This is a genomic window from Microbacterium oleivorans, from assembly GCF_001644225.1.
GTDB classification, from domain to species: Bacteria; Actinomycetota; Actinomycetes; order Actinomycetales; family Microbacteriaceae; genus Microbacterium; species Microbacterium gawkjiense.
This window is the reverse complement of the sequence record NZ_LSTV01000003.1, coordinates 268,286-291,622: the sequence shown is the minus strand read 5'-3', so window position 1 is coordinate 291,622 and position 23,337 is coordinate 268,286. Positions and strand designations below refer to the sequence as shown.

The window sequence follows — 23,337 nt, the reverse complement described above, 5'->3', positions numbered from 1 at the left end:
GTGCGCTCACTCCGAGGGTAGAACAGCCCTCGGACGCGGCGTGCACAGCCGCCCCGTGGACGATGACGTTTCGATAACGGTTGCGCAACGGGGCCGGCCGGCGAACGGCGAACGCCCGCCCTCCGAAGAGGACGGGCGTTCGTCAGAGGAGGATCAGGCCTCGGCCGGCGCCTCGGCGGCCGCGTCGCCGGCAGGAGCCGACTCCTCGACCACGGGCTCGAGCGACAGCTTGCCGCGGTCGTCGATCTTGGTGATGCGGACCAGGATCTTCTGACCGACACCGAGGACGTCCTCGACGTTCTCGACGCGCTTGCCGCCGGCGAGCTTGCGGACCTCGCTGACGTGCAGCAGACCGTCCTTGCCGGGCAGGAGCGAGACGAACGCACCGAAGGTCGCGATCTTGACGACCGTGCCCAGGAACTGCTCGCCGACCTCGGGGTTGGTCGGGTTCGCGATGGCGTTGACCTGCGCGCGCGCGGCCTCGGCCGAGGGTCCGTCCACGGCGCCGATGTAGACCGTGCCGTCGTCCTCGATCGAGATCTGCGCGCCGGTCTCGTCCTGGATCGCGTTGATCGTCTTGCCCTTGGGGCCGATCAGCTCGCCGATCTTGTCGACCGGGATCTGCACGCTGATGACGCGCGGCGCGGTGGGCGCCATCTCGTCGGGCGCGTCGATCGCCGAGTTCAGGACGTTGAGGATCGTGAGGCGGGCGTCCTTCGCCTGCGTCAGCGCGGCGGCGAGCACCGACGACGGGATGCCGTCGAGCTTCGTGTCGAGCTGGATCGCGGTGATGAACTCGCTCGTGCCGGCGACCTTGAAGTCCATGTCGCCGAGGGCATCCTCGGCACCGAGGATGTCGGTCAGCGCGGCGTAGCGCGTCTGGCCGTCGACCTCGTCGGTCACGAGACCCATCGCGATGCCGGCGACGGGTGCGCGCAGCGGCACACCGGCGTTCAGCAGCGACAGGGTCGAGGCGCACACCGAACCCATCGACGTCGAGCCGTTGGAGCCGAGCGCCTCGGACACCTGACGGATCGCGTACGGGAACTCCTCGCGGCTGGGCAGCACGGGCACGAGGGCGCGCTCGGCGAGGAAGCCGTGTCCGATCTCGCGACGCTTCGGGCTGCCGACTCGGCCGGTCTCACCGGTCGAGTAGGGCGGGAAGTTGTAGTGGTGCATGTAGCGCTTGCTCGTCGTGGGCGACAGCGAGTCGATCTGCTGCTCCATCTTGAGCATGTTCAGCGTGGTGACACCCAGGATCTGGGTCTCGCCGCGCTGGAAGATCGCCGAGCCGTGGACGCGCGGGATGACCTGCACCTCGGCGTCGAGCGGACGGATGTCGGCCAGCCCGCGGCCGTCCATGCGGACGCCCTCGGAGAGGATGCGGCCGCGGACGACGACCTTCGTCACCGACTTGTACGCGGCGGAGAACTCGATCGGGGCGCCGGCGGGCAGCTGCTCCGCCTCGACGGCCGCGATGAGCTCGGCCTTGACGCGGTCCTTCACGGCGTCGTCGGCAGCCTGACGCTCCTGCTTGTCGGCGATCTGGTACACGTTCACCAGGTCGTCGTAGGCGCGGCCGGCCACGAAGTCGTAGACCTCGGAGCTGTACGGCGGGAAGACGGGGTAGACGCCCGGCTCGCGCGAGGACTCGGCGGCCATCTGCGCCTGCGCCTCGACGAGCTGCTTGAGGAACGGCTTGGCGGCCTCGAGGCCACCGGCGACGATGTCCTCGCTCGGCTTGACGGCGCCGCCCTTGATGAGGTTCCACGAGTTCTCGGTGGCCTCGGCCTCGACCATCATGATCGCGACGTCGCCGTCGGGCAGGACGCGACCGGCGACCATGAGGTCGAACACGGCCTCCTCGACCTGCTTCTGGTTCGGGAACGCGACCCACTGGTCGGCGTGCTCGCCGTGACCGGGGATGAGCGCGAGGCGCACACCGGCGATCGGGCCCGAGAACGGCAGACCCGAGATCTGCGTCGACGCGGAGGCCGCGTTGATCGCGAGGGCGTCGTAGTACTCGCCGGGCGCGATGGACAGCACCGTCACGACGATCTGGACCTCGTTGCGGAGGCCGTCGACGAACGACGGACGCAGCGGCCGGTCGATGAGGCGGCAGACGAGGATCGCCTCCGTCGAGGGACGACCCTCGCGACGGAAGAACGAGCCGGGGATCTTGCCCGCCGCGTACGAACGCTCTTCGACGTCGACGGTCAGCGGGAAGAAGTCGAAGCCCTCACGGGGGTGCTTGCCGGCGCTGGTGGCCGACAGGAGCATCGTCTCCTCGTCGAGGTAGGCGGCGACGGCGCCCTGCGCCTGCTGGGCGAGGCGTCCGGTCTCGAACCGGACGGTGCGGGTGCCGAAGCGTCCGTTGTCGAGGACGGCTTCGGCGGCGGTGATTTCAGGACCTTCCAAGAGGTCTCTCCTTCTTTGTTTAGACTCGCACGCGCGTTTCGCGAGCGAGATCGTGCGAAGGAGCAGGAACAGGCAGATATGGGCGCGCGGAGAATCCGCGAGGACCGCCTGCGCTGGCCACCAGTCGAAGACCACCATCCGCGGGAACGGGATGGGAATCCACCACAGGGGACCAGCTTCCTGCCGGGCCTGCTCCATGAGCTCACTGTGAAGTTGAGCGGATGCCGCGATGAGAACCGCGGGCAACCCGACCCAGCCTATCAGCGGACCCTTCGGAGTGCGTATCGTGGCGGCATGAGCGACGACGAGAAGACCGCGGACGCGGCATCCGAAGACATGAAGCGGAAGTTCCGCGAGGCGCTCGAGAAGAAGAACGCGCAGAGCCGGAAGGGTGAAGCCCACCTGGACGGGGACTCCGCCGTGCACGGGACGCACGGCGCCGTCACCAAGCGCGAGTTCCGACGCAAGAGCGGCTGAGCCCGAGCGGCCCGACATGACGGCGGGCCCGGACGCCTTCTGGCTGTCCGGGCCCGCCGCGTTCGTGTCGCGTCAGTGCGAGGCCACCTCCGCGCGGCGGCGTGCGCGCTCCTCCTTGGCCGCCGCCTCGTCGAGGGCGGCGTCACCGAGGCCCGTCGTGTCGACGGCGCCGGTGTCGTCCGAGACGCCGTGACCCGTGAGCGTCGACTCGTCGAAGGGTCGCTGCCCCGCGAGGACCGCGGCGACCTGCTCGCGATCGATCTGCTTCGTCCACGTGCCGATGAGGAGCGTCGCGACGGCGTTGCCGGTGAAGTTCGTGAGCGCACGGCCCTCGGACATGAACCGGTCGATGCCGACGATGACGCCGACGCCGTTGACGAGGTCGGGGCGGTAGGCCTGCAGACCGCCCGCGAGGGTCGCCAGGCCCGCACCGGTGACACCGGCGGCGCCCTTGGAGGCGATGATCATGAAGACCAGGAGACCGATCTGCTCGGGGATCGACATCGGCGCGCCCATGCCGGCGGCGATGAACAGCGACGCCATCGTCAGGTAGATCGCGGTGCCGTCGAGGTTGAACGAGTACCCGGTGGGGACCGTGATGCCCACGACGGGCTTGGAGACGCCGAGGTGCTCCATCTTGGCGATCAGGCGCGGCAGTGCCGACTCGCTCGAGGAGGTGCCCACGATGAGCAGGTACTCGCGGCCGAGGTACTTCATCACCTGGAAGATGTTGATGCGGGCGACGGCGTACAGGAGGGTGCCGAGGACGCCGACGATGAACACGATGCACGTGATGTAGAAGGCGATCATCAGGAGGCCGAGGCTCAGGATCGCAGCGACACCGGTCTTGCCGACGACGGCGGCGATGGCGCCGAACGCACCGATCGGGGCGAGCCAGAGGATCATGCCGAGGATGCGGAACACGAGGGCCTGGAGGTTCTTGACCGCGTTCATGATGGGCTCGCCCTTGGCACCCATCTTCTGCAGCGCGAAGCCGACCAGGAGCGCGATGAACAGGACCTGCAGGACGCTCTCTCCGGTGAACGCCGAGAAGAAGGTCGTCGGGATGATGCCGATGAGGAACTCGCTCGTCGTCTTGGCCTCGGGCAGCGAGTCCGTGTCGTAGGTGGCGCTCTGCATGTTGAGGCCCTCACCCGGGTGGATGATGTTGCCGACCACGAGACCGATCCCCAGGGCGAATGTCGACATCGCCATGAAGTAGAGCAGCGCGAGGCCGCCGATGCGACCGACCGTCGCGGCCTTGGCGATGGAGCCGACCCCGACGACGATCGTGCAGAAGATGATCGGCGCGATCATCATCTTGATGAGGTTGACGAACGCCTTGCCGACCGGTTCCAACTCGACGGCGAAGGTCGGCCAGATGAGCCCGACGACGCAGCCGAGGACCACCGCGATGATCACCGAGACGTATAGCCAGGTGTGCTTGTCCCAGGCCTGCTTGCCGCGGCGGGGGTTGTATCCGGGGAGCCGGAACGAGGTTGTGAGGGCCATGATCTCTCCTGCGTGACAGTCTTTGTCGTGAGCCGACGGCGGTGTCGACGAGGATCAGCGTGCGCCTCGCGGACCGGCATCCGCAGTTGTGGTCGTATTGTTCGCAGAACGGGAGAGGAGTGCAGGGTGGCGCGACCCCGGCCGACGAGTGCGGCATCCCGTGTCTTCGTCGCCGTCTCGGCTGCCGTCGTCGTCCTGTCCCTCGCGATCGCCGGGATCCTGCTCTGGGAGGGGCAGCGCGCCGTCCGCGCGGAGGCCGAACGGGTGACGCGGGCGGTGGCGGAGACGATCGCCGACAGCGGCGGCGTCGTCGACGCCCTCGCGCAGGGGGACCGTGACACGGCCTCGCGCGTCCTGCAGCCCGAGATCGAGGCGATCATCGCCGACGCCGACGTCGACTTCGTGACCGTGATGGACCCCTCCGGCATCCGGATCACCCATCCTGATCCCGCCCGGATCGGCGAGCGCTACCTCGGGACCATCCCCGATGGCACCGCGACCCTCACGGAGGAGTTCACCGGGACCCTCGGGCCGTCCGTCCGGACGATCGTGCCGGTCGACTCGGACGGCGAGGTCGTGGGTCGCGTGTCGGTGGGCGTCACGATCGGCTCGATCGCCGAGACGCTCGGCCCGCGCGTGCTGGTGGCGGTCGGCATCGCGGTGGTCCTCGCCGCGGCGGGGCTCGCCGGAGCGATCTTCGCGCGGCGGGCGACCCGGCGGGTGACCGGCGACCTCCCCGCCGGCGCCGTACGCGACGCCGTCTCGTCGTACGAGTCCATGCGCACCCTCGGCGAGGCGCTCCGGGCGCAGACGCACGAGCACGGCAACCGGCTGCACACGGCCATCGCCCTGCTCGAACTGGGTCGCACGAGCGAGGCGATCGAGATCCTCTCGGAGGACGCCCGGCAGAGCCAGTTGCTCGTCGACCAGGTCGCGGCCCGCCGCGAGGGCGACCCGACGGTGGGCGCCCTGCTGCTCGGAAAGGCGTCGCAGGCCGCCGAACGCGGTGTCGAGTGGCGCGCGCGCATCGACGCCGACGCGCCGCGATCGGTGCTCTCCCCCGTCGACGCGGTGTCGGTCGTCGGGAACCTCATCGACAACGCGCTGGATGCCGCGGCGTCGGGCGCCGCGCCGCGGTGGGTGCATGTGCGCATGACCCGCACCGCGGAGGACGAGCTCGCCGTCGAGGTCGCCGACAGCGGGGACGGCATCCCGGCCGAGATCGCGGACCGCATCTTCGCGCACGGCTTCTCGACGAAACCCGCGGGCGAGCTCGGCCGGGGCGTGGGCCTCGCCCTCGTGCGCTCGATCGTGGAGGAGGCCGAGGGCACGATCTCGGTGGCATCCGACCCGACGACGTTCCGCGTCATCCTCCCCCGGAGGAACGGATGATCGGCGTCCTGGTCGTCGACGACGACGCCCTCACCCTCGAGCTCCACCGGCACTACGTCGAGCGGCTGGACGGCTTCGAGGTGGTCGCCGAGTGCACGGGCGCCCGCGCCGCCGTCGCCGCCCTGCTCGACAGTCCCCGCGCCGCCGACATCGACCTCGTCCTGCTCGACATGACGATGCCTGACGGGTCGGGCCTCGATGTCCTCCGCCACCTGCGCGCCCGCGCCGGGACGGTCGACGTCATCGCGATCACGTCGGTCCGCGATGCGGAGGTGGTGCGGCAGGCGATCACCCTCGGCGCGGTGCAGTACCTCGTTAAACCCTTCACGTTCGGCGACTTCCAGGATCGGATGCAGCAGTACCGCCGCTTCCGCGACCAGGTGTCGCAGACGGCGGGCGCGGCGACGCAGGCCGAGATCGACGCGATGCTCGGGACCCTACGCACCGCGCCCGCGCCGACGCTGCCGAAGGGGCTGTCGCCCGAGACCCTCGGCCGCGTGAGCGGGCTACTGCGGACGGGGCCGGCGTCGGCACGGGAGGCGGCGGACCGGCTCGGGATGTCGCGAGTCGCCGCGCGGCGATACCTGGAGCACCTCGCCGAGGCGGGCCGGGTCGAGCGGGTGCAGCGGTACGGGACCCCGGGTCGCCCCGAGACGGAGTACCGCTGGAAGCAGTGAGCGGCGCCGCTCAGCGCACGCCGGCCCGCCCACCGGGCCGGCCGACGAGGACGTAGTCGGGGACCTTCGCCGTCAGCCCGTCCCCGGCCGTCCGGCCCCGCAGCCGGCGCCAGACCCACGGCAGCGCGTCGCGGCGCAGCCACGAGCCGGTCGGGGGCTCCTCGTCGACGTGGAAGGCCTCGTCGAGACCGGCGAGCGCCTCGGCGTCGGGCATGCCGAGCGCCTCGGCGGCGCGATAGGCGACGAAGCGATGCCCCCGCGAGCGCAGGTGCACCTTGTCGTCGGCCCAGAGCTCGACGCGCGACAGCTCGGGGAGGGCCGCGAGGTCGAGGAGGATCGCGCCGGTGCGCGCGGCCGCCCGGCGCAGGTGCGCGTTGTAGACGGCGAAGCGTCGGGTGAACACGCCCGCCGCCCACCTGTCCGGGAGGAAGACCGTCGCCAGCAGCACGTCGCACCCCGCGTCGCGGAGGCGGGTCACGGCATCCTCCACCTGCGCGGCCAGCGCGACCGGGTCGCACCGCACCTGCGTGAGGTCGTTGGCGCCGATCAGCACCGACACCAGGTCGGGGCGCATCTCGAGACAGCGGGGCAGCTGCTCGTCGACGAGGTGCGCGACGCGCCGACTGCGGACGGCCAGGTTCGCGTAGCGGAATGGACGACGCTCCCCGCCGCTCAGCGCCAGCAGGTGCGCGAGCCGGTCGGCCCATCCGCGGAACGCCCCCCGCGGCATGCGGGACGCATCGCACAGCCCCTCGGTGATCGAGTCCCCCAGCGCGACGTACCGGGACCAGGAGCGCCCGCCCGCGGCACCGGGGGCGGCGACGTCCGGGCGGGGCCACGCGAGGGCCCTGCGCCCGGCATCCGTCCGGTGCAGCATCGCAGCACGGTCGTAATGCTCGACGAGGCGGTCCGCGAGCGCCTCCCAGGTGCGTCCCGACACCGCGTCGCGGGCAGCACGGGCGAAGGCGCGGCGCTTCGCGTCGTCGCCGGCGAGGTCGGCGACCCGCGCGCGCAGGTCGTCCGCGTCGCCCGGGCGGTAGAGCCACCCGTCGACGCTGCTGCGGACGAGGTCGACGGGACCCCCGGTCCCCGTCGCCACGACCGGGACGCCGCTGGCCTGCGCCTCCTGGATCGTCTGGCCGAAAGTCTCGCTCTCGCCGGGGTGGACGAAGACGTCGAACGACGCGAGCGCGGTCGCCAGCACGTCGCCGTCGAGGTGGCCGAGGAAGACCGCGTCCGGCAGGAGCTGCTCGAGGACCGGTCGCGCGGGCCCGTCCCCGACGATGACGAGACGGATGCCGGGGATCCCCCGCAGCGCGGCGAGGTCGTCCACCTGCTTCTCGGGAGCGAGCCTCCCCACGTACCCGACGATCACCTCGCCGGGGGCGACGCTTCGCCGCCACCGCTCATCGCGCCGGCTCGGCGTGAACCGCGCGCCGTCGACGCCGCGCCCCCACAGCGCGACGCGGTCCACGCCGAACCCCTCGAGCTGCGCGCGCGCCGACGCGGAGGGGGCGAGGGTGAGCGTCGCTCGGCGGTGCAGCCGGCGCACGTGCGCCTCGGCCAGGGCGGCCCCCTGCGGGAGTCCGTACCGTCCCGCGTACGACACGACGTCGGTCTGGTACACGGCGACGCTCGGCAGCCGGCGCGCCTCCGCGGCGAGGAGCCCCTGCCACCCGAGCAGGAACGGCGAGGCGAGGTGGACCACGTCGGCGTCGAAGCGGGCGAGGTCGCGGGCGAGCGAGGCGACCGGCGGCACGGCGAGACGGACGGCGGGGTACCGCGGCAGCGGGACGGACGGCACGGCGCGGCCCGGCATCCCGAGCTCCCGGCGTCCGGCGGCGGGCGCGATGACGAACACGTCGTGCCCGCGTCGCTCGAGGTGGTCCCGGATCTGCAGGACGGATCCGGTGACCCCGTTAATGTGCGGGAGGAAGGACTCGGTGACGACCGCGACTCTCACAGCACCAGGGTGACGGGCGGCGGAGCCCTGACACAGCGCGGAAGGCCCGGATCGCGGAGTGTTCATCCACCCCTCCCCGCGCGTCCACCGACCGGTTCCGCGCCGTCCCCCGTTCGCGCGTCGTTCACCCCCGCCTGCTACACAGGCGCCGTGTTCGCCGACCTGTTGACGAGCGTCGCGGCGGGCCCGTGGGCGCTGCCGGCGCTCTTCGCCCTCGTCCTCGCCGACGCCGTCCTCGTCGTCGTCCCGGGCGAAGTGGCCGTCACCGCGGCGGGAGCGCTCGCAGCCGCCACCGGGACGCCCCCGCTCGCCGCCGTCGTCGGGGTGGCCGCCGTCGCCGCCTTCTGCGGCGACGCGCTCTGCTACGGCGTGGGGCGGTTCGCCGGCGTGGAGCGGTGGCGATGGATGCGGCACCGCCGCATCCGTGCCGCGTTCGAGTGGGCGGGAGCCCGCCTGTCGCGCGGGACGGCGACGGTGGTGTTCACGGCGCGGTTCATCCCCTTCGCGCGGCTCGCGGTCAACCTCACCGCGGGAGCGACGAGGGTGCCCGCGGCCCGGTACCTGGGCATGGTCGCGGTCGCGGCGACCGCCTGGGCGCTCTACCAGGCGGTCGTGGGTGCCGCGGTCGGCGGTCTCCTGCCGGGGAGCCCCGCGCTGGCCGTCGTCGTCTCCATCGCCGTTGCGATCACCCTGGGCGTGACGATCGACGCGGCGGCGGCCCGCTGGACGGGCCGCCGCTCACGCTGACGGGGTCACTCCCCCGTGAGACCGCCGAGCAGGTGACCGAACGAGCCGCCCTTGCCGAGGTAGGACTCTGGGTCGAACGGGTCGAGCGTCTCGCCGGCCGGGCGCCGCGTCACGGCATCCGCCAGCTCCCGTGCGCCGCGCTCGATGCGAGCCGACAGCGGCGAGACGTCGTCGGCGCGGGCGCCCCAGTCCGAGGACGCGGCGAACACACCGGTCGAGACCGCCTCGGCGTGCAGGTAGGCGAACAGCGGACGGATCGCGTAGTCGATCGCGAGCGAGTGCCGCGCCGTGCCCGCGTTCGCCCCGATGAGGACGGGCTTGCCCTGCAGCGCGTCGGGATCGAGCACGTCGATGAACGACTTGAACAGGCCCGAGTAGCTCGTCGAGAAGATCGGCGTGACGACGATGAGCGCGTCGGCCGACACGACCGTGTTGATCATCGTCTCGAGGGCGGGCGGGGCGAACCCGGTGAGCAGGTTGTTCGTGATGTCGTGCGCGTACTCGCGGAGCTCGAAGGTGTCGACGGATGCCTCCACCCCCCGCTCCCGCAGGTCCGCGAGCACGGCGGTCGCCAGCTTGTCGGCGAGCATCCGCGTCGACGACGGGTTCGAGAGCCCCGCCGAGACGACCGCGATGCGACGGGCGGTCATCGTGCACCGCCCAGACCGAACGCGGCGCCGACGGGAGCCGGGGTGTCCTGGTACGGGCTCGGGCCGGAGAGGTTGTCGCCGCGGTTCGCGCGCGGGCGGGCCTCACGGACCGGACCGTCACCGTACGTGGCGGCCACCCGCGCCGCGTGGGTGGGGGCATCGGGGACGATCGCCGGCCGATCCTTCGCCAGCTCCTTGCGGAGCACCGGCACGACCTCGCCGCCGAGGAAGTCGAGCTGCTCGAGCACGGTCTTCAACGGAAGCCCCGCGTGGTCGACGAGGAAGAGCTGTCGCTGGAAATCGCCGAACAGGTCGCGCATGCCTGCGTATCGGTCGATCACCTGCTGCGGCGAACCGACGGTGAGCGGCGTCATCTCGGTGAAGTCCTCCATCGACGGGCCGTGGCCGTAGACGGGGGCGTTGTCGAAGTACGGGCGGAACTGCGCGACGGCATCCTGCGAGTTCTTCGCCATGAACGCCTGACCGCCGATGCCGACGATCGCCGTCTCGGGAGCCCCGTGGCCGTAGTGCTCCCAGCGCTGACGGTAGAGGCCGATGAGGCGCTGGTAGTGCTCGGCGGGCCAGAAGATGTTGTTCGCGAAGAAGCCGTCGCCGTAGTACGCGGCCTGCTCGGCGATCTCGGGCGTGCGGATCGAGCCGTGCCACACGAAGGGCGGCACGCCGTCGAGCGGCCGCGGCGTCGAGGTGAAGCCCTGCAGCGGCGTGCGGAACTTGCCCTCGAAGTCGACGACGTCCTCACGCCACAGCTTGTGGAGCAGGGCGTAGTTCTCGATCGCGAGCGGCACGCCCTGACGGATGTCCTTGCCGAACCAGGGGTAGACGGGACCGGTGTTGCCGCGCCCGAGCATGAGGTCCATGCGGCCGCCCGACAGGTGCTGCAGCATCGCATAGTCCTCGGCGATCTTCACGGGGTCGTTCGTCGTGATGAGCGTCGTCGAGGTCGAGAGGATGAGGCGCTCGGTCTGCGCGGCGATGTACGCGAGCGTCGTCGTCGGCGAGGACGACCAGAACGGCGGGTTGTGGTGCTCGCCGATGGCGAAGACGTCGAGGCCGACCTCCTCGGCGTGCTTGGCGATCTCGACGGTCGCGGCGATGCGCTCTCGCTCGCTCGGCGTGTGACCCGTGGTGGGGTCCTGCGTGATGTCGGTGACGGTGAAGATGCCGAACTGCACCCCGGGCCAGGTCGTGGTGGTGGTGCTGTTGGTGTCGCTCACGGTGTCCCTCTCGATTCCCGGACGGATCGCGCCCGATTCATGCAAGTGAATATACCGGTGTCAACGCCGTGGTGTCCACGTTATTCCCGCGGGTACTCTGGCCCGGATGAGTACCGCCGCCGCGGGCCGCACCCGCCGCATCCCGATCTGGGACAACGCCCGGGCCGCCTGCATCCTCCTCGTCGTCCTCGGGCACGCCATTCAGCGACTGACGTACGACTCGGACATCGCGCAGAGTCTCTACTTCCTGATCTACGCGTTCCACATGCCGGCGTTCGCGCTCATCTCGGGCTACTTCTCGCGCTCCGACCCGCCCAGCAGACGGCGGATGACCCGCCTGCTCACCGACATCGTCGTGCCGTACGTGATCTTCGAGGGCCTGTGGACACTGACGAAGTTCCTCGTCGAGGGCCAGGCGAACCCGAACCTCACCCAGCCGTCGTGGACCCTCTGGTTCCTGCTCGCCCTCGCCATCTTCCGGCTCGTGCTGCCGTACCTCGCACTGCTCCGGATGCCGCTGCTCTGGACGCTCGTCGTCTCGATCACGGTGGGCTACTTCCCCAACGTGGACGCGACGCTGTCGCTCTCGCGCACGCTCGGGCTGCTGCCGTTCTTCACCCTGGGATGGTGGCTCAGCCATCACCGCATCCTCGAACGCCACGGGCTGCTGCAGCGACGGAGACTGTCGTTGCGCCTGGCCGCCGCGGCGATCCTCGTCGCCGCGGGCGTGTGCGCCTGGGCGTTCGTCGGCCCGCTGAAGGAGATGAACCTCAGTCAGTGGCTCTTCTACGAGGAGAACTACGTCGACCTCGTCGGATGGCAGTGGTGGGCGGGCGGCGTGCGACTGCTGCTCATGGCCCTCGCGCTCGTGCTCAGCGTCTCGTTCTTCGCGCTCATCCCCCGCGGCCAGTACCGCTGGACCGCGATCGGCCGGTACACGATGTACGTCTACCTCCTGCACTCCTTCGCGCTCTACCCGTTCCGGGAGTCGGGGGTGCTGCGCGGACTCGATCCGACGTGGCTGTGGCTGCCGCTCGTCGCCCTCCTGTCGGTGGCGATCACGGTGCTCCTGGCGTCCCGACCGGTCCGCCGCGTCTTCCGCCCGCTGATCGAACCGCGCCCCGGATGGCTGTTCGCCGACCCCGACCTCACTCGGAGCGACGGACGGCGCAACGACCCGACGGGGTCGCGGCGGCCGGGCGCGCCGAGCGGGACGTCGAAGGCCTGAGAGGAGTCAGGCGGGGGCGAAAGACAGACCGAAGGCCGCGGCGACGCCCTCGTTGACGACCCGCCCCGCTCGCACGTTCAGTCCCTTGGCCAGCGCGGGATCGGCCGCCGATGCGGCATCCCACCCCTTGTCGGCGAGCGCCGTCACGTAGGGCAGCGTCGCGTTCGTGAGGGCGCGCGTGGAGGTCTCGGGCACCGCGCCGGGCATGTTCGCGACGCAGTAGTAGACCGCGTCGTGGACGGCGAACGTCGGGTCGTCGTGCGTGGTCGGACGCGACCCCTCGAAGCAGCCGCCCTGGTCGATCGCGATGTCGACGAGGACCGCGCCCGCCTTCATGCCCGCTACCATGTCGAGCGTGACGAGCTTCGGCGCCGCCGCGCCGGGGATGAGGACCGATCCGATGACGAGATCAGCGGATGCCACCTGCTCCGCGATCTCGTAGCGACTGGAGGCACGGGTGTGCAGTCCCGCGTACCGCTTCTCGAGCTCGCGAAGCCGCGGCAGCGAGACGTCGATGACGGTGACGTCCGCACCCATCCCGAGGGCGTTCGCCGCCGCGTGCTCGCCGGCCACCCCGCCGCCGATGACGACGACCTTGGCCTTCGGCGTCCCGGCGACCCCGCCCAGGAGGGTGCCGCGGCCGCCTGCGGCGCTCATGAGCGTGTGCGCGCCGACGGTGATGGAGATCCGGCCGGCGACCTCGCTCATGGGCGACAGGAGGGGCAGCGACCGATCCGCGGCCTGCACGGTCTCGTACGCCACGGCGGTGGTGCCCGCCGCGATGAGCGCGTCGGTGAGCGGTCGGTCCGCGGCCAGGTGGAGGTAGGCGAAGAGGGTGAGGTCGCCCCGGAGGTGACCGTACTCGGCGGCGATGGGCTCCTTGACCTTCACCACGAGCTCGGCGTCGCCCCAGGTCGATTCGGCGTCGGGCGTGATCGTCGCACCGGCCGCTGCGAAGGCGTCATCGGGGAGGCGGGAGCCCGCGCCGGCACCGGACTGCACGAGGACCTCATGCCCGCGGGAGACGAGGGCGTCGACACCGGCGGGGGTGATCGCCACCCGGTTCTCGTTGTTCTTGATCTCTGTGGGGACCCCGATGCGCATGGCGGCACGCTCCTCGTCGGCGAGTGATGTGGATTCATCCTGCAGATGATTCGTGTCGAACGTGTGACAACGGAACATCCTTCGGTGAAGATGGTCTGAAAACGGGAGAAGGGGACAGGATGACGGCCACTTCGCACGACCGGGCGAAGGATCTTCGGCCCGCCGTCGACCTCGACGAGGTCGATCGTTCGATCGTCGACGCCCTCGCCGCCGATGCGCGGCTCACGAACGCGGAGCTCGCCGCCCGCATCGGGGTGGCACCGTCGACCGCGCACGCCCGCACCCGCGCGCTGGTGGAGCGCGGGGTCCTCACCGGCTTCCACGCGAGCGTCGACCAGCGGGTCGTCGGTGCGGGACTCCAGGCGATGGTGCACGTGACGCTGCGACCCGGCTCGCGCCACGAGAGCATCACGGAGTTCGCCCACGAGGTGCGCGGCCTCCCCCAGGTCATCCAGATGTTCTTTCTCGGCGGGTCGGACGACTTCCTCATCCACATCGCCGTCGCGGACTCCAGCGAGGTGCGGGCCTTCGTCGTCGAGCACCTCTCCGCGCAGCGCAGCGTCGCGAACACCCGGACGAGCATCATCTTCGACTACCACCGCAATCGCGTCGCCGCCCCGTTCCACTGAGCCGGTAACGACCCGCAACATTGGGCGGCACGCCGGGGCGGCCTGCTTATCCTCGGACCATGTCCGCTCAGAGCCTCCCCGTCCTCGACCTCTCACTGCTCGATCAGGGGCCCGAGGCGGCCGACGCGTTCCGTGCCGAACTGCGCCGGGTCACCCACGAGGTCGGGTTCTTCTACCTCACCGGCACGGGCGTCTCCCCCGAACTCGAGGCCCGCCTCCACCGCGCCGCGCGCACCTTCTTCGCGCTGCCCGACGAGGCGAAGCTCGAGATCGAGAACGTGAAGAGCCCGCACTTCCGCGGCTACACGCGGATCGGCGGCGAGCGCACGCAGGGCCTCGTGGACTGGCGCGAGCAGATCGACATCGGACCGGAGCGCCCGGCGGTGACCGACCCGGACGCCCCCGCCTACGCCGCGCTCGTCGGACCGAACCTGTGGCCGAGCGCCCAGCCCGAACTCCGCGGGATCGCCGAGGAGTGGACGACGATCCTGTCGGACGTCGCCCGGACGCTCCTGCGCGCGTGGGCCGAGGCCCTCGGCGCACCCGCGACCTACTTCGACGACCACTTCGGCGAGGCGCAGACCCTGCTCAAGATCGTCCGCTACCCGGGGTCCACGGCGCCCGAGCCCCAGCAGGGCGTCGGTGCGCACAAGGATGCGGGTGTCGTCACGCTGCTGTGGGTCGAGCCCGGCAAGGGCGGCCTGCAGGTCGAGCGCGACGGCGAATGGATCGACGCACCCGCCGTTCCGGGATCCTTCGTCGTCAACATCGGCGAACTGCTCGAACACGCCACCGGCGGATACCTCACCGCGACCAACCATCGCGTCGTCTCGCCCCGGGCACCCGAGGACCGCATCTCGGTCCCGTTCTTCTTCAATCCGTCACTCGACGCCGAGCTACCCGCGATCGATCTCCCGGCCGACCTGGCCGCGCAGGCGCGCGGGGTGTCGCAGGACCCCCGCAACCCCATCCACGGGCTGCACGGCGAGAACGCGCTCAAGTCGCGGCTGCGGGCGCACCCGGACGTCGCCGCGATCTGGCATCCCGACCTCGTCGCCGCGCGGGCCTGATCCGGAACGACGAAGGCCGCCCCACACCGTGGGGCGGCCTTCTCAAGAATGTTTTGCGCGATTGAACGCTGGGTGCGGTGCCTTATCGACGGAGGCCGAGGCGCTCGATGAGCGAGCGGTAACGGTTGATGTCGACGTCCTGGAGGTAGCCCAGGAGACGGCGGCGCTGACCGACGAGCAGGAACAGCCCACGACGCGAGTGGTGGTCGTGCTTGTGCTCCTTGAGGTGCTCGGTGAGGTCCTTGATGCGCTGCGTCAGCATCGCGACCTGCACCTCGGGGGATCCGGTGTCACCGGGGTGCGTCGCGTACTCTTCGATGATCGCCTTCTTGACGTCTGCTTCCAGTGCCATAGGTGATCCCCTTCCTCTTCGTTGCGCGGCGCCCGACGCCTGATGCGTGGGCTCTCTTTATCCGCGGCCGATCGAACGGCAACCACAGGAGTCTACAGGACGGGACGACCTCGAACGACCGAGGGCCCGCTCGCCAAAGCGAACGGGCCCTCGTCGATCGTCGGATCAGGCGACGTCGAGCAGATCGATGATGAAGATCAGCGTCTTACCACCGAGGAAGTGTCCACCGGCGGGACCGTACGCGAGGTGCGGAGGGATGACGAGTTCACGCCGGCCGCCCACCTTCATCCCCGGGATCCCGTCCTGCCATCCCTGGATCAGGCCGCGGAGCGGGAACTGGATGCTCTCGCCGCGGTTCCAGGACGAGTCGAACTCCTCGCCGGAGAGGTACTCGACACCCACGTAGTGGACAGTGACGGTGTCGCCGGGCTTCGCCTCGGCACCGTCCCCCTCGATCAGGTCGCGGACGACCAGGTCAGCGGGTGCGGGACCCTGAGGCGCGTCGATCTCGGGCTTGGTGCGGTCTGCAGTCATGAGTCCATCCAACCCGAGGCGCTCTCCGTGGTCAAAGCCGTCAGGCCTGGACGGAACCCTGGAGGTCGAGCTCGATGGTGACGTCCTTGCCGACGAGCACGCCGCCGGTCTCGAGCGCCGCGTTCCAGGTCAGACCGAAGTCCTCGCGGTTGATGACGGTCTTCGCCGTCGCACCCGCCTTGTAGTTGCCCCACGGGTCGGTGCCGAAGCCACCGAAGTCGACCTCGAAGGTGACGGGCTTGGTGACGTCCTTGATCGTGAGGTCGCCGTCGACGAGGAAGTCGCCGCCCTCGACGCGCACACCGGTCGACGTGAAGGTGATCTCGGGGTAGGTCTCGACGTCGAAGAAGTCGGCGCTGCGAAGGTGGCCGTCGCGGCCCTCGTCCTTGGTGTCGAGCGATGCCGCGTCGACCTTCGCCTCGAGGGTGGCCTCAAGCGGGTTCTCGGGGGCGACGAGGGTCGCCTCCTTGACGTTGAAGTGGCCACGGACCTTCGAGATCATCATGTGGCGGACGCTGAAGCCGACCTCGCTGTGCGAGGCGTCGAGGATCCAGGTCCCCGCCTTGTAGCCGGGGATGTCGAGGGTCGCGGTGGAGTCGGTCATGGTGGTCCTTCGTCTGGGGGTCCGGAGAGATCCGGCGGTCGTGAGAGCGAAACGTCGCCGCATCCGATCCTATTCCCATGAATATAAAAACCCCGCCGCGGGCGGGGGTCTTGACAGCGTCGGGAGTGCGCGGGATCATTTTTTCAGGCCAACTCAGCGCCCGGAAGACTCGCAGGCATCGCCGCGGCACCGGGCGCTGAGTCTTTCCCCGGCAGTCCCCCTCAGCGGGCGAGGACGTCGCCGCGGGCCCGCGTGGCGCGCTCGAGGTAGACGCGCTCGTCGGCGGCGGCCGCAGGGTCGCGGCCGGTCACGACGCGCTGCCGCGCGGCGGCCAGCGACGTCGCCTCGGCGATGAAACGCCGCATCGCCGCGGACCGATCCCCCGGCAGTGTCCGCGCCCAGGCGACCGCACGCGCGCGACCGGCGCGGGTTGCCAGCATGTCGACCTCGCCGGGCGAGAACCACCCCGCCGCGGCGTAGTCGCCGAGTCGCGCGCGGGTCAACCGCGCCTCCTCGCGTCGCAGCAGGACGACACCGACGATGAACAGCACGAACAGCGGCACCTGGAGTGTCGTGTAGAGGGCGAAGAAGTCGGCGAACACGGCGGAACCGTTCCAGAGGGCGTGCAGAGCGATGGCCCCGACGATTCCGAGGAGCCACCGCGGTGTCGCCGCGGAGCCGCGGAGCCCGATCCGCGCGGCCCGGCCGAGCGCGTACCCCGTCACTGCCGTGAACATCACGTGCGCGAACGGCGACAGGACCCCACGGAGGAAGAACGTGTAGGCGGCGCTCTCGACACCCTCGGTGATGAGGCTGTCGGCGAAGTAGAGGATGTTCTCCGTGAAGGCGAACCCCGCCCCGACGAGGGCGCCGTAGACGACACCGTCCACCGGTCCGTCGAAGGCGCGGCGCGCGGCGACGAAGACGAGCAGCACCCCCGCGCCCTTGGCGAGCTCCTCCACGATCGGCGCCTGCACGACGGCCGACAACGTCTCCGGCACCTGCGGGACGACGAGACCGATGACGAGGTCGACCGCGAGGGTGAGGGCGACGGATGCCACCGCCCCCCACGCGAGCGCGAAGACCACCAGGCCGCGGGGCTCCGGCTCCCAGCGGTCGATGATCCGGACCGCGACCAGGACGAGCGCGAGCGGGACGAGCGCCAGGACCCCCGCGACGACCGCGGCGACGGGGCCGAGGAAGGTCAGGAAGTAGGCCGCGAGGCCGAGCGCCACGACGACGAGCACGATGCCCACGATCCAGAGGATCGTCCGCCCGGCTCCCGGCGTGGGCACGGGCAGGTCCGGGCGCGGCGGAGCCGGCGGGGGCGTCGCCGGCATCGAATGGGTCGGCTGCGCGAGCGGCGACGGGAACGACATGCGCTCAGCCTAGGGGCGGGCGCGCACGAGCCGCCGCCGCGCACGGGGACGATAGCCTGGGACCATGCGCTTCGCCCACGTTGTCCCCGACGGAGTCGACGAGCCGCAGCTGGTCCTGGTCGAGGAGGATCGCGCGACGGTGGTGTCGCGCCTCTTCGACGGTGCACCCTCGCGCCTGCAGCGGCTCATCGAAGGAGGTGACGCCCTCCTCGCCCGCGTCCGGGACGCGGCCGCCGACCTCGAGGTCGAGTGGATGCCGCTGGGCTCCCCCGTGTTCGCGTCCGCGATCCTCGACACGCCCGTCACGATCGCCGTCGGGTTGAACTACGCCGCGCACTCGAGCGAGCTGGGACTGAAGGCGGACGCCGCTCCGACCATCTTCACGCTGTGGCCGGGCTCCCTGGGCGGGCACCGCCAGACGACCACCTGGCCACGTTCGCTGAGTCAGTCGGTCGACTACGAGGCCGAGCTCGGTGTCGTGATCGGCCCAGCGGCCCGCGACGTCGCGCTCGAGGACGCACTCGACCACGTCTGGGGCTACACGGTCGTCAACGACATCACGGCCCGCGACATCCAGTTCTCCGAGGCGCAGTGGTCGCGGTGCAAGTCATTCGACGGCTTCACCCCGACGGGCCCCTTCGTCGTGACTGCGGACGAGATCCCCGACCCGCAGGATCTGCACATCTGGGCCGTCGTCGACGGGCAGACGGTGCAGGATGCCTCGACGGGCCAGATGATCCACCCCGTCGCCAAGCTCGTCTCCTACCTTTCGCGGTCGGCGACCCTGCTCCCCGGCACCCTCATCTCGACCGGCTCCCCCGGTGGCGCGGGCTACTCCCGCGATCCGCAGATCTTCCTCCGCGACCGTTCGACGGTCACGGTCGGCATCGACGGCATCGGTGAGCTGACGACGTTCTGCCGGATCACCGACTGACCCGCAACGACGAAGAGCCCCGGATGCCGCGCATCCAGGGCTCTCGTCGTTCCGAATCTCGGATCAGTAGCCGGACTGCTCCAGCAGCTCCTGGCAGGTGTAGGTCATCCCCTGGTACGTGACCGACCCGGTCGGGTCCTCCAGGCAGGCGTTGACCTGTGTCATCAGATCGCCTCCGACGCTCGCGGCGAAGGAGACGAGGGCGATGATGACGATGATCCCGATGATCAGCAGCACGACACTCACGATGATCGCCGCGATCGCCAAACCGTTCTTCGCGCCGGCCTTGCGGCTCTGCACGAGAGCCACGATGCCGAGGATGAGACCGATCACCTGGGTGCCGGGGATGATGGCGAGGATCAGCGCGACGATCGCCATGGTGCGGCCGGGGGTCGATCCGCCCGAGGGGGCGGCGTTGTACTGCGGCGCGTTGCTGTAGGCGGGCGCTTCGTAGGCCGGCGGTGCCGGGGGGACGTTCTGGGAGTTCGGCTGGTTGGGATCAGTCATGGGAGTGTCCTTCTGGTCGGTCATCGGCCGGGATTACGACCCCGACGCTAGCGTTCACCGTTCTCCCAGACAACCGGCAATCAGTGCTGCTCTACGTCACCGGGTTTCGTGATAACGGGGATGGCCCGCGTGACCGCCTGCAGCCCCGACAGGCGTGCCGGCGACAGCTGCTTGTCCACCTCGTCGCGCGACATCAGGCCGGCCTCGACGACGAGGTCGCCGACGTTCCGCTTGGTGAGCAGCGCAGTCTTGGCCAGGGCCGCGGCGGCGGTGTAGCCGATGAAGGGCGTCAGTGCCGTGATGACGCCGACCGACGACCCGACCATCGTCCCGAGGCGTTCGCGGTTGGCCGTGATGCCGTCGACGCAGTTGACCCGCAGCGTGCGCATACCGCGACGCATCCAGGTGATCGACTGGAAGATCGAGTGCGCGATTACCGGCTCGAACGCGTTCAGCTGCAGCTGCCCGCCCTCGACGGCCATCGTCACCGTCAGGTCGGCGCCCGCGACGGCGAAGGCGACCTGGTTGACGACCTCGGGGATGACCGGGTTCACCTTGCCGGGCATGATGCTCGAGCCGGCCTGTCGGGGCGGGAGGTTGATCTCGCCGAAGCCCGCCTGCGGGCCGCTCGAGAGGAGCCGCAGGTCGTTGCTGATCTTCGAGAGCTTGATGGCGTTGCGCTTGAGCGACGACGAGAACGACATGAACGCGCCGGTGTCGCTCGTCGACTCCACGAGGTCCTCGGCGGTCTCGAGGTCGAGACCGCTGATCTCGCGCAGGTGGCGGAGCACCGAGCCGGAGTAGTCGGGGTGCGTCGTGATACCGGTGCCGATGGCCGTCGCACCCATGTTGATCTCGTAGAGCAGGTACGCGTTCTCGCGGAGCCGGTGGTAGTCCTCCCCCAGCGTCGTCGCGAAGCCGTGGAACTCCTGCCCGAGCGTCATGGGCACGGCATCCTGCAACTGGGTGCGGCCGACCTTGAGCACGTCGTGGAACTCGTCGGCCTTCTTCAGGAAGGCCTGCCGCAGCAGGTCGAGCTCCTCGAGGAGGGACTGCAGGTCGAGGCCGAGGCCGACCTTGATCGCCGTCGGGTAGACGTCGTTCGTCGACTGACTGCGGTTCGTGTGGTCGATCGGCGAGAGGAACGCGTAGTCGCCTTTCTCACGGCCGGCCATCTCGAGCGCGATGTTGGTGATGACCTCGTTCGCGTTCATGTTGGTCGAGGTGCCGGCGCCGCCCTGGATGACGCCCACGACGAACTGGTCGTGGAACTCGCCGTCGATGACGCGCTGCGCCGCACGGTCGATGAGGTCGGCGCGGGATGCCTCGAGCACGCCGATCTCCTTGTTGGCGCGCGCGGAGGCCTGCTTGACCATCGCGAGGGCGACGACGAGGTCGCGGTAGACGGAGATGGGACGCATCGAGATCGGGAAGTTCTCGAGCGCTCTCGCGGTGTGGATGCCCCAGTAGGCGTCGGCGGGGATCTCCATCGATCCCAGGGAGTCGGTCTCGGTACGCGTCATCGCGTCAGGTGCCATTGCGGTGTCCTTGTGGGTCACAGGGTGCGGGGATGGGACGAGCCTATCCCCGCACCCCGCAGACCTCAGCGGTTGACGCTCGACATGTCGGCGTAGCGGTCGCCGACCGCCGGCCCGACCTCGCTCAGCCGGCGCAGCTGGTCGTCCGTGAGCGCGAGCTCGGTGGCGCCGACGTTCTCGTCGACGCGCTCGAGCTTGCGCGTCCCTGGGATGGGCACGATGTCCTCGCCCTGCGCGAGAAGCCAGGCGAGCGCGACCTGAGCGGGGGTCGCGTCCACCTCTCCCGCGACGCCTTCGATGACGTCCACGATCCGCAGGTTGGCGGCGAGCGCCTCGTCCTCGAACCGCGGGTTGTTACGACGGAAGTCGTTCTCGTCGAGCTGGTCGACCGAACGGATCCGACCCGTCAGGAAGCCGCGACCGAGCGGCGAGTACGGCACGAACCCGATGCCGAGCTCGCGCAGCGCGGGCAGCAGCTCGGCCTCGGGATCGCGGGTCCAGAGCGAGTACTCGGTCTGCACGGCGGTCACCGGGTGCACCGCGTGAGCGCGTCGGATGGTGGCGACGGATGCCTCGGACAGCCCGTATCCTCCGATCTTGCCCTCCCGGACGAGGTCGGCCAGCACACCGACCGTGTCTTCGATCGGGACGGACGGATCCATGCGGTGCTGGTAGTACAGGTCGATGCGATCGGTCTGCAGCCGGCGGAGCGACCCCTCGACGGCGATCCGGACGTTGTCGGGACTGCCGTCGATGCCCGGCTGGTCGCCGTCGGTGTGGCGGATGGTCCCGAACTTGGTCGCGATGACGACCTCGTCGCGGCGGCCGGCCTCGGCGAGGGTGCGACCCAGCAGCTCCTCGTTCGTGTACGGCCCGTACATCTCCGCCGTGTCGAGGAGGGTGACGCCGCGGTCCAGGGCGCCGAGGATCGTCCGGGCACCGCCGGCGTCGTCCTGCCCCGCGCCGGTGTAGAAGGCGCTGATCCCCATGAGTCCGAGGCCGATGCGGCCGACCCGGGGACCGTTCTGGCCGAGTGCGGTGGTCTTCATGATGCGGTGATCTCCTTGTCGTAGATGTCGATCTTGTGGTCGATGGCGGCGAGACTCAGCGTGACCTCTTCGAGCCGGCGGCGGACGACCTCCCGGTGCTCGACGAGCAGTCGACGCCGTTCCGCGATCGTCGCGTCCCCCTCGCGCACGAGCTCGGTGTAGCGACGCATGGTGGCGATCGGCATCCCGGTCCAGCGGAGCCGCGCGAGGAAGCGGATCCAGACGAGGTCCGCGTCCGAGTAGCGCCGGTGGGTCGAGGACGTCCGGTCCACGGGATGCAGCATCAGGCCCGCACGCTCGTAGTAGCGGAGGGTGTGCGCGCTGACGCCGGTCGCGTCCGCCGCTTCGGCGATGGAGGCGCCGGCAGAGGTGGAGAGGAGGGACATGCCCTCACGGTAGGACTTCGAGTGCGCTCGAAGTCAAGAGCCTCAGGCGGGCTTGCGGGAGAAGGCCTCGAGGCGCTCGTCCGGCGTGAGGGCGGCCATCCGCTCCACCCACTCGGCCGAGAAGTAGTCCCCCGTCGGCGCCTCGACCACGGGGACGACCGTGTGCGTGATCGTGTCGTCGTAGACGTGGACGAGGTGGAAGGACTGTCCGGCATCCATCCCGTTCACCTCGGTCGCCGGTCGCTGCAGGTTCATCGTGTAGCAGGTCGCCGAGGCGACGCTCACGGGGATGCCGGCGAAGGTGCCCGAGGTCGAGTAATGCAGGTGACCGGCCAGGATGCCGCGCACGTCGGTGCCGGCGAGCACGGCCGCCAGCTCGTCCTGCTCGCGCAGCTCGAGGATGTCGAAGAACGGGATGTGGCTCGGGATCGGCGGATGGTGCAACGCGAGCAGCGTGCCGAGCGGCGCCGGTTCGGCGAGCACCTCGCGGAGCCACTCGCGCTGCGCCGCATCGACGAGCCCGTGGTGCCAGCCGGGGACGGTGGAGTCGAGGACGACCAGCCGCAGCCCGCCGAGATCGTGGACCGCGGTGAGCGGCGCTTGGGAGCCCGGCTCGTCGAAGAGCCCCTCTCGCAGGGCGGGTCGCTCGTCGTGGTTGCCCGCGACCCACACGACAGGCGCGTCCAGCTGCGCGGCCATCGGTTCCACGAGCTCGCGCAGCCGGCGGTAGGCGGCGGGCTCCCCCAGGTCGGTGAGGTCGCCCGTCACGACGATCGCGTCGGGGCGGATGCCGGTGCGCTCGACGGCCGCGAGGGCCGCCGTCACACCGCCCGTGGCGTCGTAGGCGCCGCCGAGCGGGCGATCGCCGGCGAGCAGATGGGTGTCGCTCAGGTGGACGATCGTGCGGACGGCGGGCGCATGGCGGCCGAAGGAGACGGGCTGCATGCCGCCC

At 70.4% G+C, this 23,337-nt stretch carries 23 protein-coding genes; 8 read left to right on the top strand and 15 right to left on the bottom strand.

Annotated features, from left to right (window positions below; all coding sequences use genetic code 11):
* Positions 1-153: 153 nt before the first annotated feature.
* Complete coding sequence (locus AYL44_RS10180) at positions 154-2,418, bottom strand: polyribonucleotide nucleotidyltransferase (RefSeq protein WP_064003170.1); 2,265 nt, start codon at positions 2,416-2,418, stop codon at positions 154-156.
* A gap of 294 nt (positions 2,419-2,712) precedes the next feature.
* Here AYL44_RS10180 and AYL44_RS10175 point away from each other — a divergent pair, with 294 nt between their 5' ends.
* Positions 2,713-2,895, top strand: a complete 183-nt coding sequence (locus AYL44_RS10175) for a DUF5302 domain-containing protein (RefSeq protein ID WP_064003169.1) — start codon at positions 2,713-2,715, stop codon at positions 2,893-2,895.
* A gap of 72 nt (positions 2,896-2,967) precedes the next feature.
* On the opposite strand, the gene AYL44_RS10170 is transcribed toward AYL44_RS10175, so the two are convergent.
* Positions 2,968-4,407, bottom strand: a complete 1,440-nt coding sequence (locus AYL44_RS10170) for a cation:dicarboxylate symporter family transporter (protein WP_064003168.1) — start codon at positions 4,405-4,407, stop codon at positions 2,968-2,970.
* A gap of 126 nt (positions 4,408-4,533) precedes the next feature.
* On the opposite strand from AYL44_RS10170, the gene AYL44_RS10165 reads away from it, so the two are divergent.
* Positions 4,534-5,799 (top strand): sensor histidine kinase, encoded by a 1,266-nt coding sequence (locus AYL44_RS10165; protein ID WP_064003167.1) that lies wholly within the window; start codon positions 4,534-4,536, stop codon positions 5,797-5,799.
* Entirely contained in the window at positions 5,796-6,476 is a 681-nt protein-coding gene (locus AYL44_RS10160; protein WP_064003166.1) for a response regulator, read from the top strand. The genes AYL44_RS10165 and AYL44_RS10160 overlap by 4 nt, the downstream gene beginning before the upstream one ends.
* A gap of 10 nt (positions 6,477-6,486) precedes the next feature.
* On the opposite strand, the gene AYL44_RS10155 is transcribed toward AYL44_RS10160, so the two are convergent.
* Positions 6,487-8,439, bottom strand: a complete 1,953-nt coding sequence (locus tag AYL44_RS10155) for a glycosyltransferase (protein WP_064003165.1) — start codon at positions 8,437-8,439, stop codon at positions 6,487-6,489.
* Positions 8,440-8,589: 150 nt separating this feature from the next.
* Between AYL44_RS10155 and AYL44_RS10150 the strand changes: the two genes are divergently transcribed.
* Positions 8,590-9,186: a DedA family protein gene (locus tag AYL44_RS10150; RefSeq protein ID WP_064003164.1), complete on the top strand. Its 597-nt coding sequence runs from the start codon at positions 8,590-8,592 to the stop codon at positions 9,184-9,186.
* A gap of 5 nt (positions 9,187-9,191) precedes the next feature.
* On the opposite strand, the gene AYL44_RS10145 is transcribed toward AYL44_RS10150, so the two are convergent.
* Both AYL44_RS10145 and AYL44_RS10140 read right to left on the bottom strand, forming a co-directional pair.
* Positions 9,192-9,836, bottom strand: a complete 645-nt coding sequence (locus tag AYL44_RS10145; protein WP_064003163.1) for an FMN reductase — start codon at positions 9,834-9,836, stop codon at positions 9,192-9,194.
* The gene (locus tag AYL44_RS10140; RefSeq protein ID WP_157532635.1) at positions 9,833-11,029 is read right to left on the bottom strand and encodes an LLM class flavin-dependent oxidoreductase; all 1,197 of its coding nucleotides are present in this window, start codon (positions 11,027-11,029) and stop codon (positions 9,833-9,835) included. Before AYL44_RS10140 ends, AYL44_RS10145 begins: the two co-directional genes overlap by 4 nt.
* A gap of 148 nt (positions 11,030-11,177) precedes the next feature.
* Here AYL44_RS10140 and AYL44_RS10135 point away from each other — a divergent pair, with 148 nt between their 5' ends.
* Positions 11,178-12,299: an acyltransferase family protein gene (locus tag AYL44_RS10135; RefSeq protein ID WP_064003161.1), complete on the top strand. Its 1,122-nt coding sequence runs from the start codon at positions 11,178-11,180 to the stop codon at positions 12,297-12,299.
* 6 nt (positions 12,300-12,305) lie between these two features.
* Here the strand turns inward: AYL44_RS10135 and ald are convergent, their stop codons facing one another.
* Positions 12,306-13,403 carry an alanine dehydrogenase gene (ald, locus tag AYL44_RS10130; RefSeq protein ID WP_064003257.1) on the bottom strand — a complete coding sequence of 366 codons (1,098 nt, stop codon included), beginning with the start codon at positions 13,401-13,403 and terminating at the stop codon, positions 12,306-12,308.
* 119 nt (positions 13,404-13,522) lie between these two features.
* On the opposite strand from ald, the gene AYL44_RS10125 reads away from it, so the two are divergent.
* Together AYL44_RS10125 and AYL44_RS10120 are read left to right on the top strand one after the other, a co-directional pair.
* A complete protein-coding gene (locus AYL44_RS10125) occupies positions 13,523-14,032 on the top strand; it encodes an Lrp/AsnC family transcriptional regulator (RefSeq protein ID WP_064003160.1) in 510 nt (169 codons plus the stop codon).
* A gap of 59 nt (positions 14,033-14,091) precedes the next feature.
* Positions 14,092-15,102 (top strand): isopenicillin N synthase family dioxygenase, encoded by a 1,011-nt coding sequence (locus tag AYL44_RS10120; RefSeq protein ID WP_064003159.1) that lies wholly within the window; start codon positions 14,092-14,094, stop codon positions 15,100-15,102.
* A gap of 82 nt (positions 15,103-15,184) precedes the next feature.
* Here the strand turns inward: AYL44_RS10120 and rpsO are convergent, their stop codons facing one another.
* The 4 genes from rpsO to AYL44_RS10100 form a co-directional block, all read right to left on the bottom strand.
* The gene (gene rpsO, locus AYL44_RS10115) at positions 15,185-15,454 is read right to left on the bottom strand and encodes a 30S ribosomal protein S15 (RefSeq protein WP_018187174.1); all 270 of its coding nucleotides are present in this window, start codon (positions 15,452-15,454) and stop codon (positions 15,185-15,187) included.
* Positions 15,455-15,619: 165 nt separating this feature from the next.
* Positions 15,620-15,988, bottom strand: coding sequence for an FKBP-type peptidyl-prolyl cis-trans isomerase (locus AYL44_RS10110; protein WP_064003158.1), 369 nt, complete (start codon positions 15,986-15,988; stop codon positions 15,620-15,622).
* Between the two features lie 40 nt (positions 15,989-16,028).
* Positions 16,029-16,592 (bottom strand): YceI family protein, encoded by a 564-nt coding sequence (locus AYL44_RS10105; protein ID WP_064003157.1) that lies wholly within the window; start codon positions 16,590-16,592, stop codon positions 16,029-16,031.
* A gap of 221 nt (positions 16,593-16,813) precedes the next feature.
* On the bottom strand, positions 16,814-17,971 hold the full coding sequence (locus tag AYL44_RS10100) for a PrsW family intramembrane metalloprotease (RefSeq protein ID WP_064003156.1): 1,158 nt from the start codon (positions 17,969-17,971) through the stop codon (positions 16,814-16,816).
* A 64-nt stretch (positions 17,972-18,035) separates the two neighbouring features.
* Here AYL44_RS10100 and AYL44_RS10095 point away from each other — a divergent pair, with 64 nt between their 5' ends.
* Entirely contained in the window at positions 18,036-18,905 is an 870-nt protein-coding gene (locus AYL44_RS10095; RefSeq protein WP_064003155.1) for a fumarylacetoacetate hydrolase family protein, read from the top strand.
* 63 nt (positions 18,906-18,968) lie between these two features.
* On the opposite strand, the gene AYL44_RS10090 is transcribed toward AYL44_RS10095, so the two are convergent.
* The 5 genes from AYL44_RS10090 to AYL44_RS10070 form a co-directional block, all read right to left on the bottom strand.
* Positions 18,969-19,412 (bottom strand): DUF4190 domain-containing protein, encoded by a 444-nt coding sequence (locus tag AYL44_RS10090; protein WP_064003154.1) that lies wholly within the window; start codon positions 19,410-19,412, stop codon positions 18,969-18,971.
* A gap of 80 nt (positions 19,413-19,492) precedes the next feature.
* A complete protein-coding gene (locus AYL44_RS10085) occupies positions 19,493-20,950 on the bottom strand; it encodes an aspartate ammonia-lyase (RefSeq protein ID WP_064003153.1) in 1,458 nt (485 codons plus the stop codon).
* 65 nt (positions 20,951-21,015) lie between these two features.
* Positions 21,016-21,999, bottom strand: coding sequence for an aldo/keto reductase (locus AYL44_RS10080; protein ID WP_064003152.1), 984 nt, complete (start codon positions 21,997-21,999; stop codon positions 21,016-21,018).
* Positions 21,996-22,385 carry a MerR family transcriptional regulator gene (locus AYL44_RS10075; protein WP_064003151.1) on the bottom strand — a complete coding sequence of 130 codons (390 nt, stop codon included), beginning with the start codon at positions 22,383-22,385 and terminating at the stop codon, positions 21,996-21,998. Before AYL44_RS10075 ends, AYL44_RS10080 begins: the two co-directional genes overlap by 4 nt.
* Before the next feature lie 42 nt (positions 22,386-22,427).
* Positions 22,428-23,330 carry a phosphodiesterase gene (locus AYL44_RS10070; RefSeq protein ID WP_064003150.1) on the bottom strand — a complete coding sequence of 301 codons (903 nt, stop codon included), beginning with the start codon at positions 23,328-23,330 and terminating at the stop codon, positions 22,428-22,430.
* Between the last annotated feature and the right edge of the window lie 7 nt (positions 23,331-23,337).

What these genes read in the sequence shown, in the direction of transcription:
- ald (WP_064003257.1), bottom strand. Translation starts at nt 13,403, where the DNA reads ATGCGCATCGGGGTCCCCACAGAGATCAAGAACAACGAGAACCGGGTG.
- AYL44_RS10170 (WP_064003168.1), bottom strand. Translation starts at nt 4,407, where the DNA reads ATGGCCCTCACAACCTCGTTCCGGCTCCCCGGATACAACCCCCGCCGC.
- AYL44_RS10095 (WP_064003155.1), top strand. Translation starts at nt 18,036, where the DNA reads ATGCGCTTCGCCCACGTTGTCCCCGACGGAGTCGACGAGCCGCAGCTG.
- AYL44_RS10145 (WP_064003163.1), bottom strand. Translation starts at nt 9,836, where the DNA reads ATGACCGCCCGTCGCATCGCGGTCGTCTCGGCGGGGCTCTCGAACCCG.
- AYL44_RS10175 (WP_064003169.1), top strand. Translation starts at nt 2,713, where the DNA reads ATGAGCGACGACGAGAAGACCGCGGACGCGGCATCCGAAGACATGAAG.
- rpsO (WP_018187174.1), bottom strand. Translation starts at nt 15,454, where the DNA reads ATGGCACTGGAAGCAGACGTCAAGAAGGCGATCATCGAAGAGTACGCG.
- AYL44_RS10070 (WP_064003150.1), bottom strand. Translation starts at nt 23,330, where the DNA reads ATGCAGCCCGTCTCCTTCGGCCGCCATGCGCCCGCCGTCCGCACGATC.
- AYL44_RS10160 (WP_064003166.1), top strand. Translation starts at nt 5,796, where the DNA reads ATGATCGGCGTCCTGGTCGTCGACGACGACGCCCTCACCCTCGAGCTC.
- AYL44_RS10110 (WP_064003158.1), bottom strand. Translation starts at nt 15,988, where the DNA reads ATGACTGCAGACCGCACCAAGCCCGAGATCGACGCGCCTCAGGGTCCC.
- AYL44_RS10080 (WP_064003152.1), bottom strand. Translation starts at nt 21,999, where the DNA reads ATGAAGACCACCGCACTCGGCCAGAACGGTCCCCGGGTCGGCCGCATC.
- AYL44_RS10085 (WP_064003153.1), bottom strand. Translation starts at nt 20,950, where the DNA reads ATGGCACCTGACGCGATGACGCGTACCGAGACCGACTCCCTGGGATCG.
- AYL44_RS10105 (WP_064003157.1), bottom strand. Translation starts at nt 16,592, where the DNA reads ATGACCGACTCCACCGCGACCCTCGACATCCCCGGCTACAAGGCGGGG.
- AYL44_RS10090 (WP_064003154.1), bottom strand. Translation starts at nt 19,412, where the DNA reads ATGACTGATCCCAACCAGCCGAACTCCCAGAACGTCCCCCCGGCACCG.
- AYL44_RS10100 (WP_064003156.1), bottom strand. Translation starts at nt 17,971, where the DNA reads ATGTCGTTCCCGTCGCCGCTCGCGCAGCCGACCCATTCGATGCCGGCG.
- AYL44_RS10120 (WP_064003159.1), top strand. Translation starts at nt 14,092, where the DNA reads ATGTCCGCTCAGAGCCTCCCCGTCCTCGACCTCTCACTGCTCGATCAG.
- AYL44_RS10135 (WP_064003161.1), top strand. Translation starts at nt 11,178, where the DNA reads ATGAGTACCGCCGCCGCGGGCCGCACCCGCCGCATCCCGATCTGGGAC.
- AYL44_RS10125 (WP_064003160.1), top strand. Translation starts at nt 13,523, where the DNA reads ATGACGGCCACTTCGCACGACCGGGCGAAGGATCTTCGGCCCGCCGTC.
- AYL44_RS10075 (WP_064003151.1), bottom strand. Translation starts at nt 22,385, where the DNA reads ATGTCCCTCCTCTCCACCTCTGCCGGCGCCTCCATCGCCGAAGCGGCG.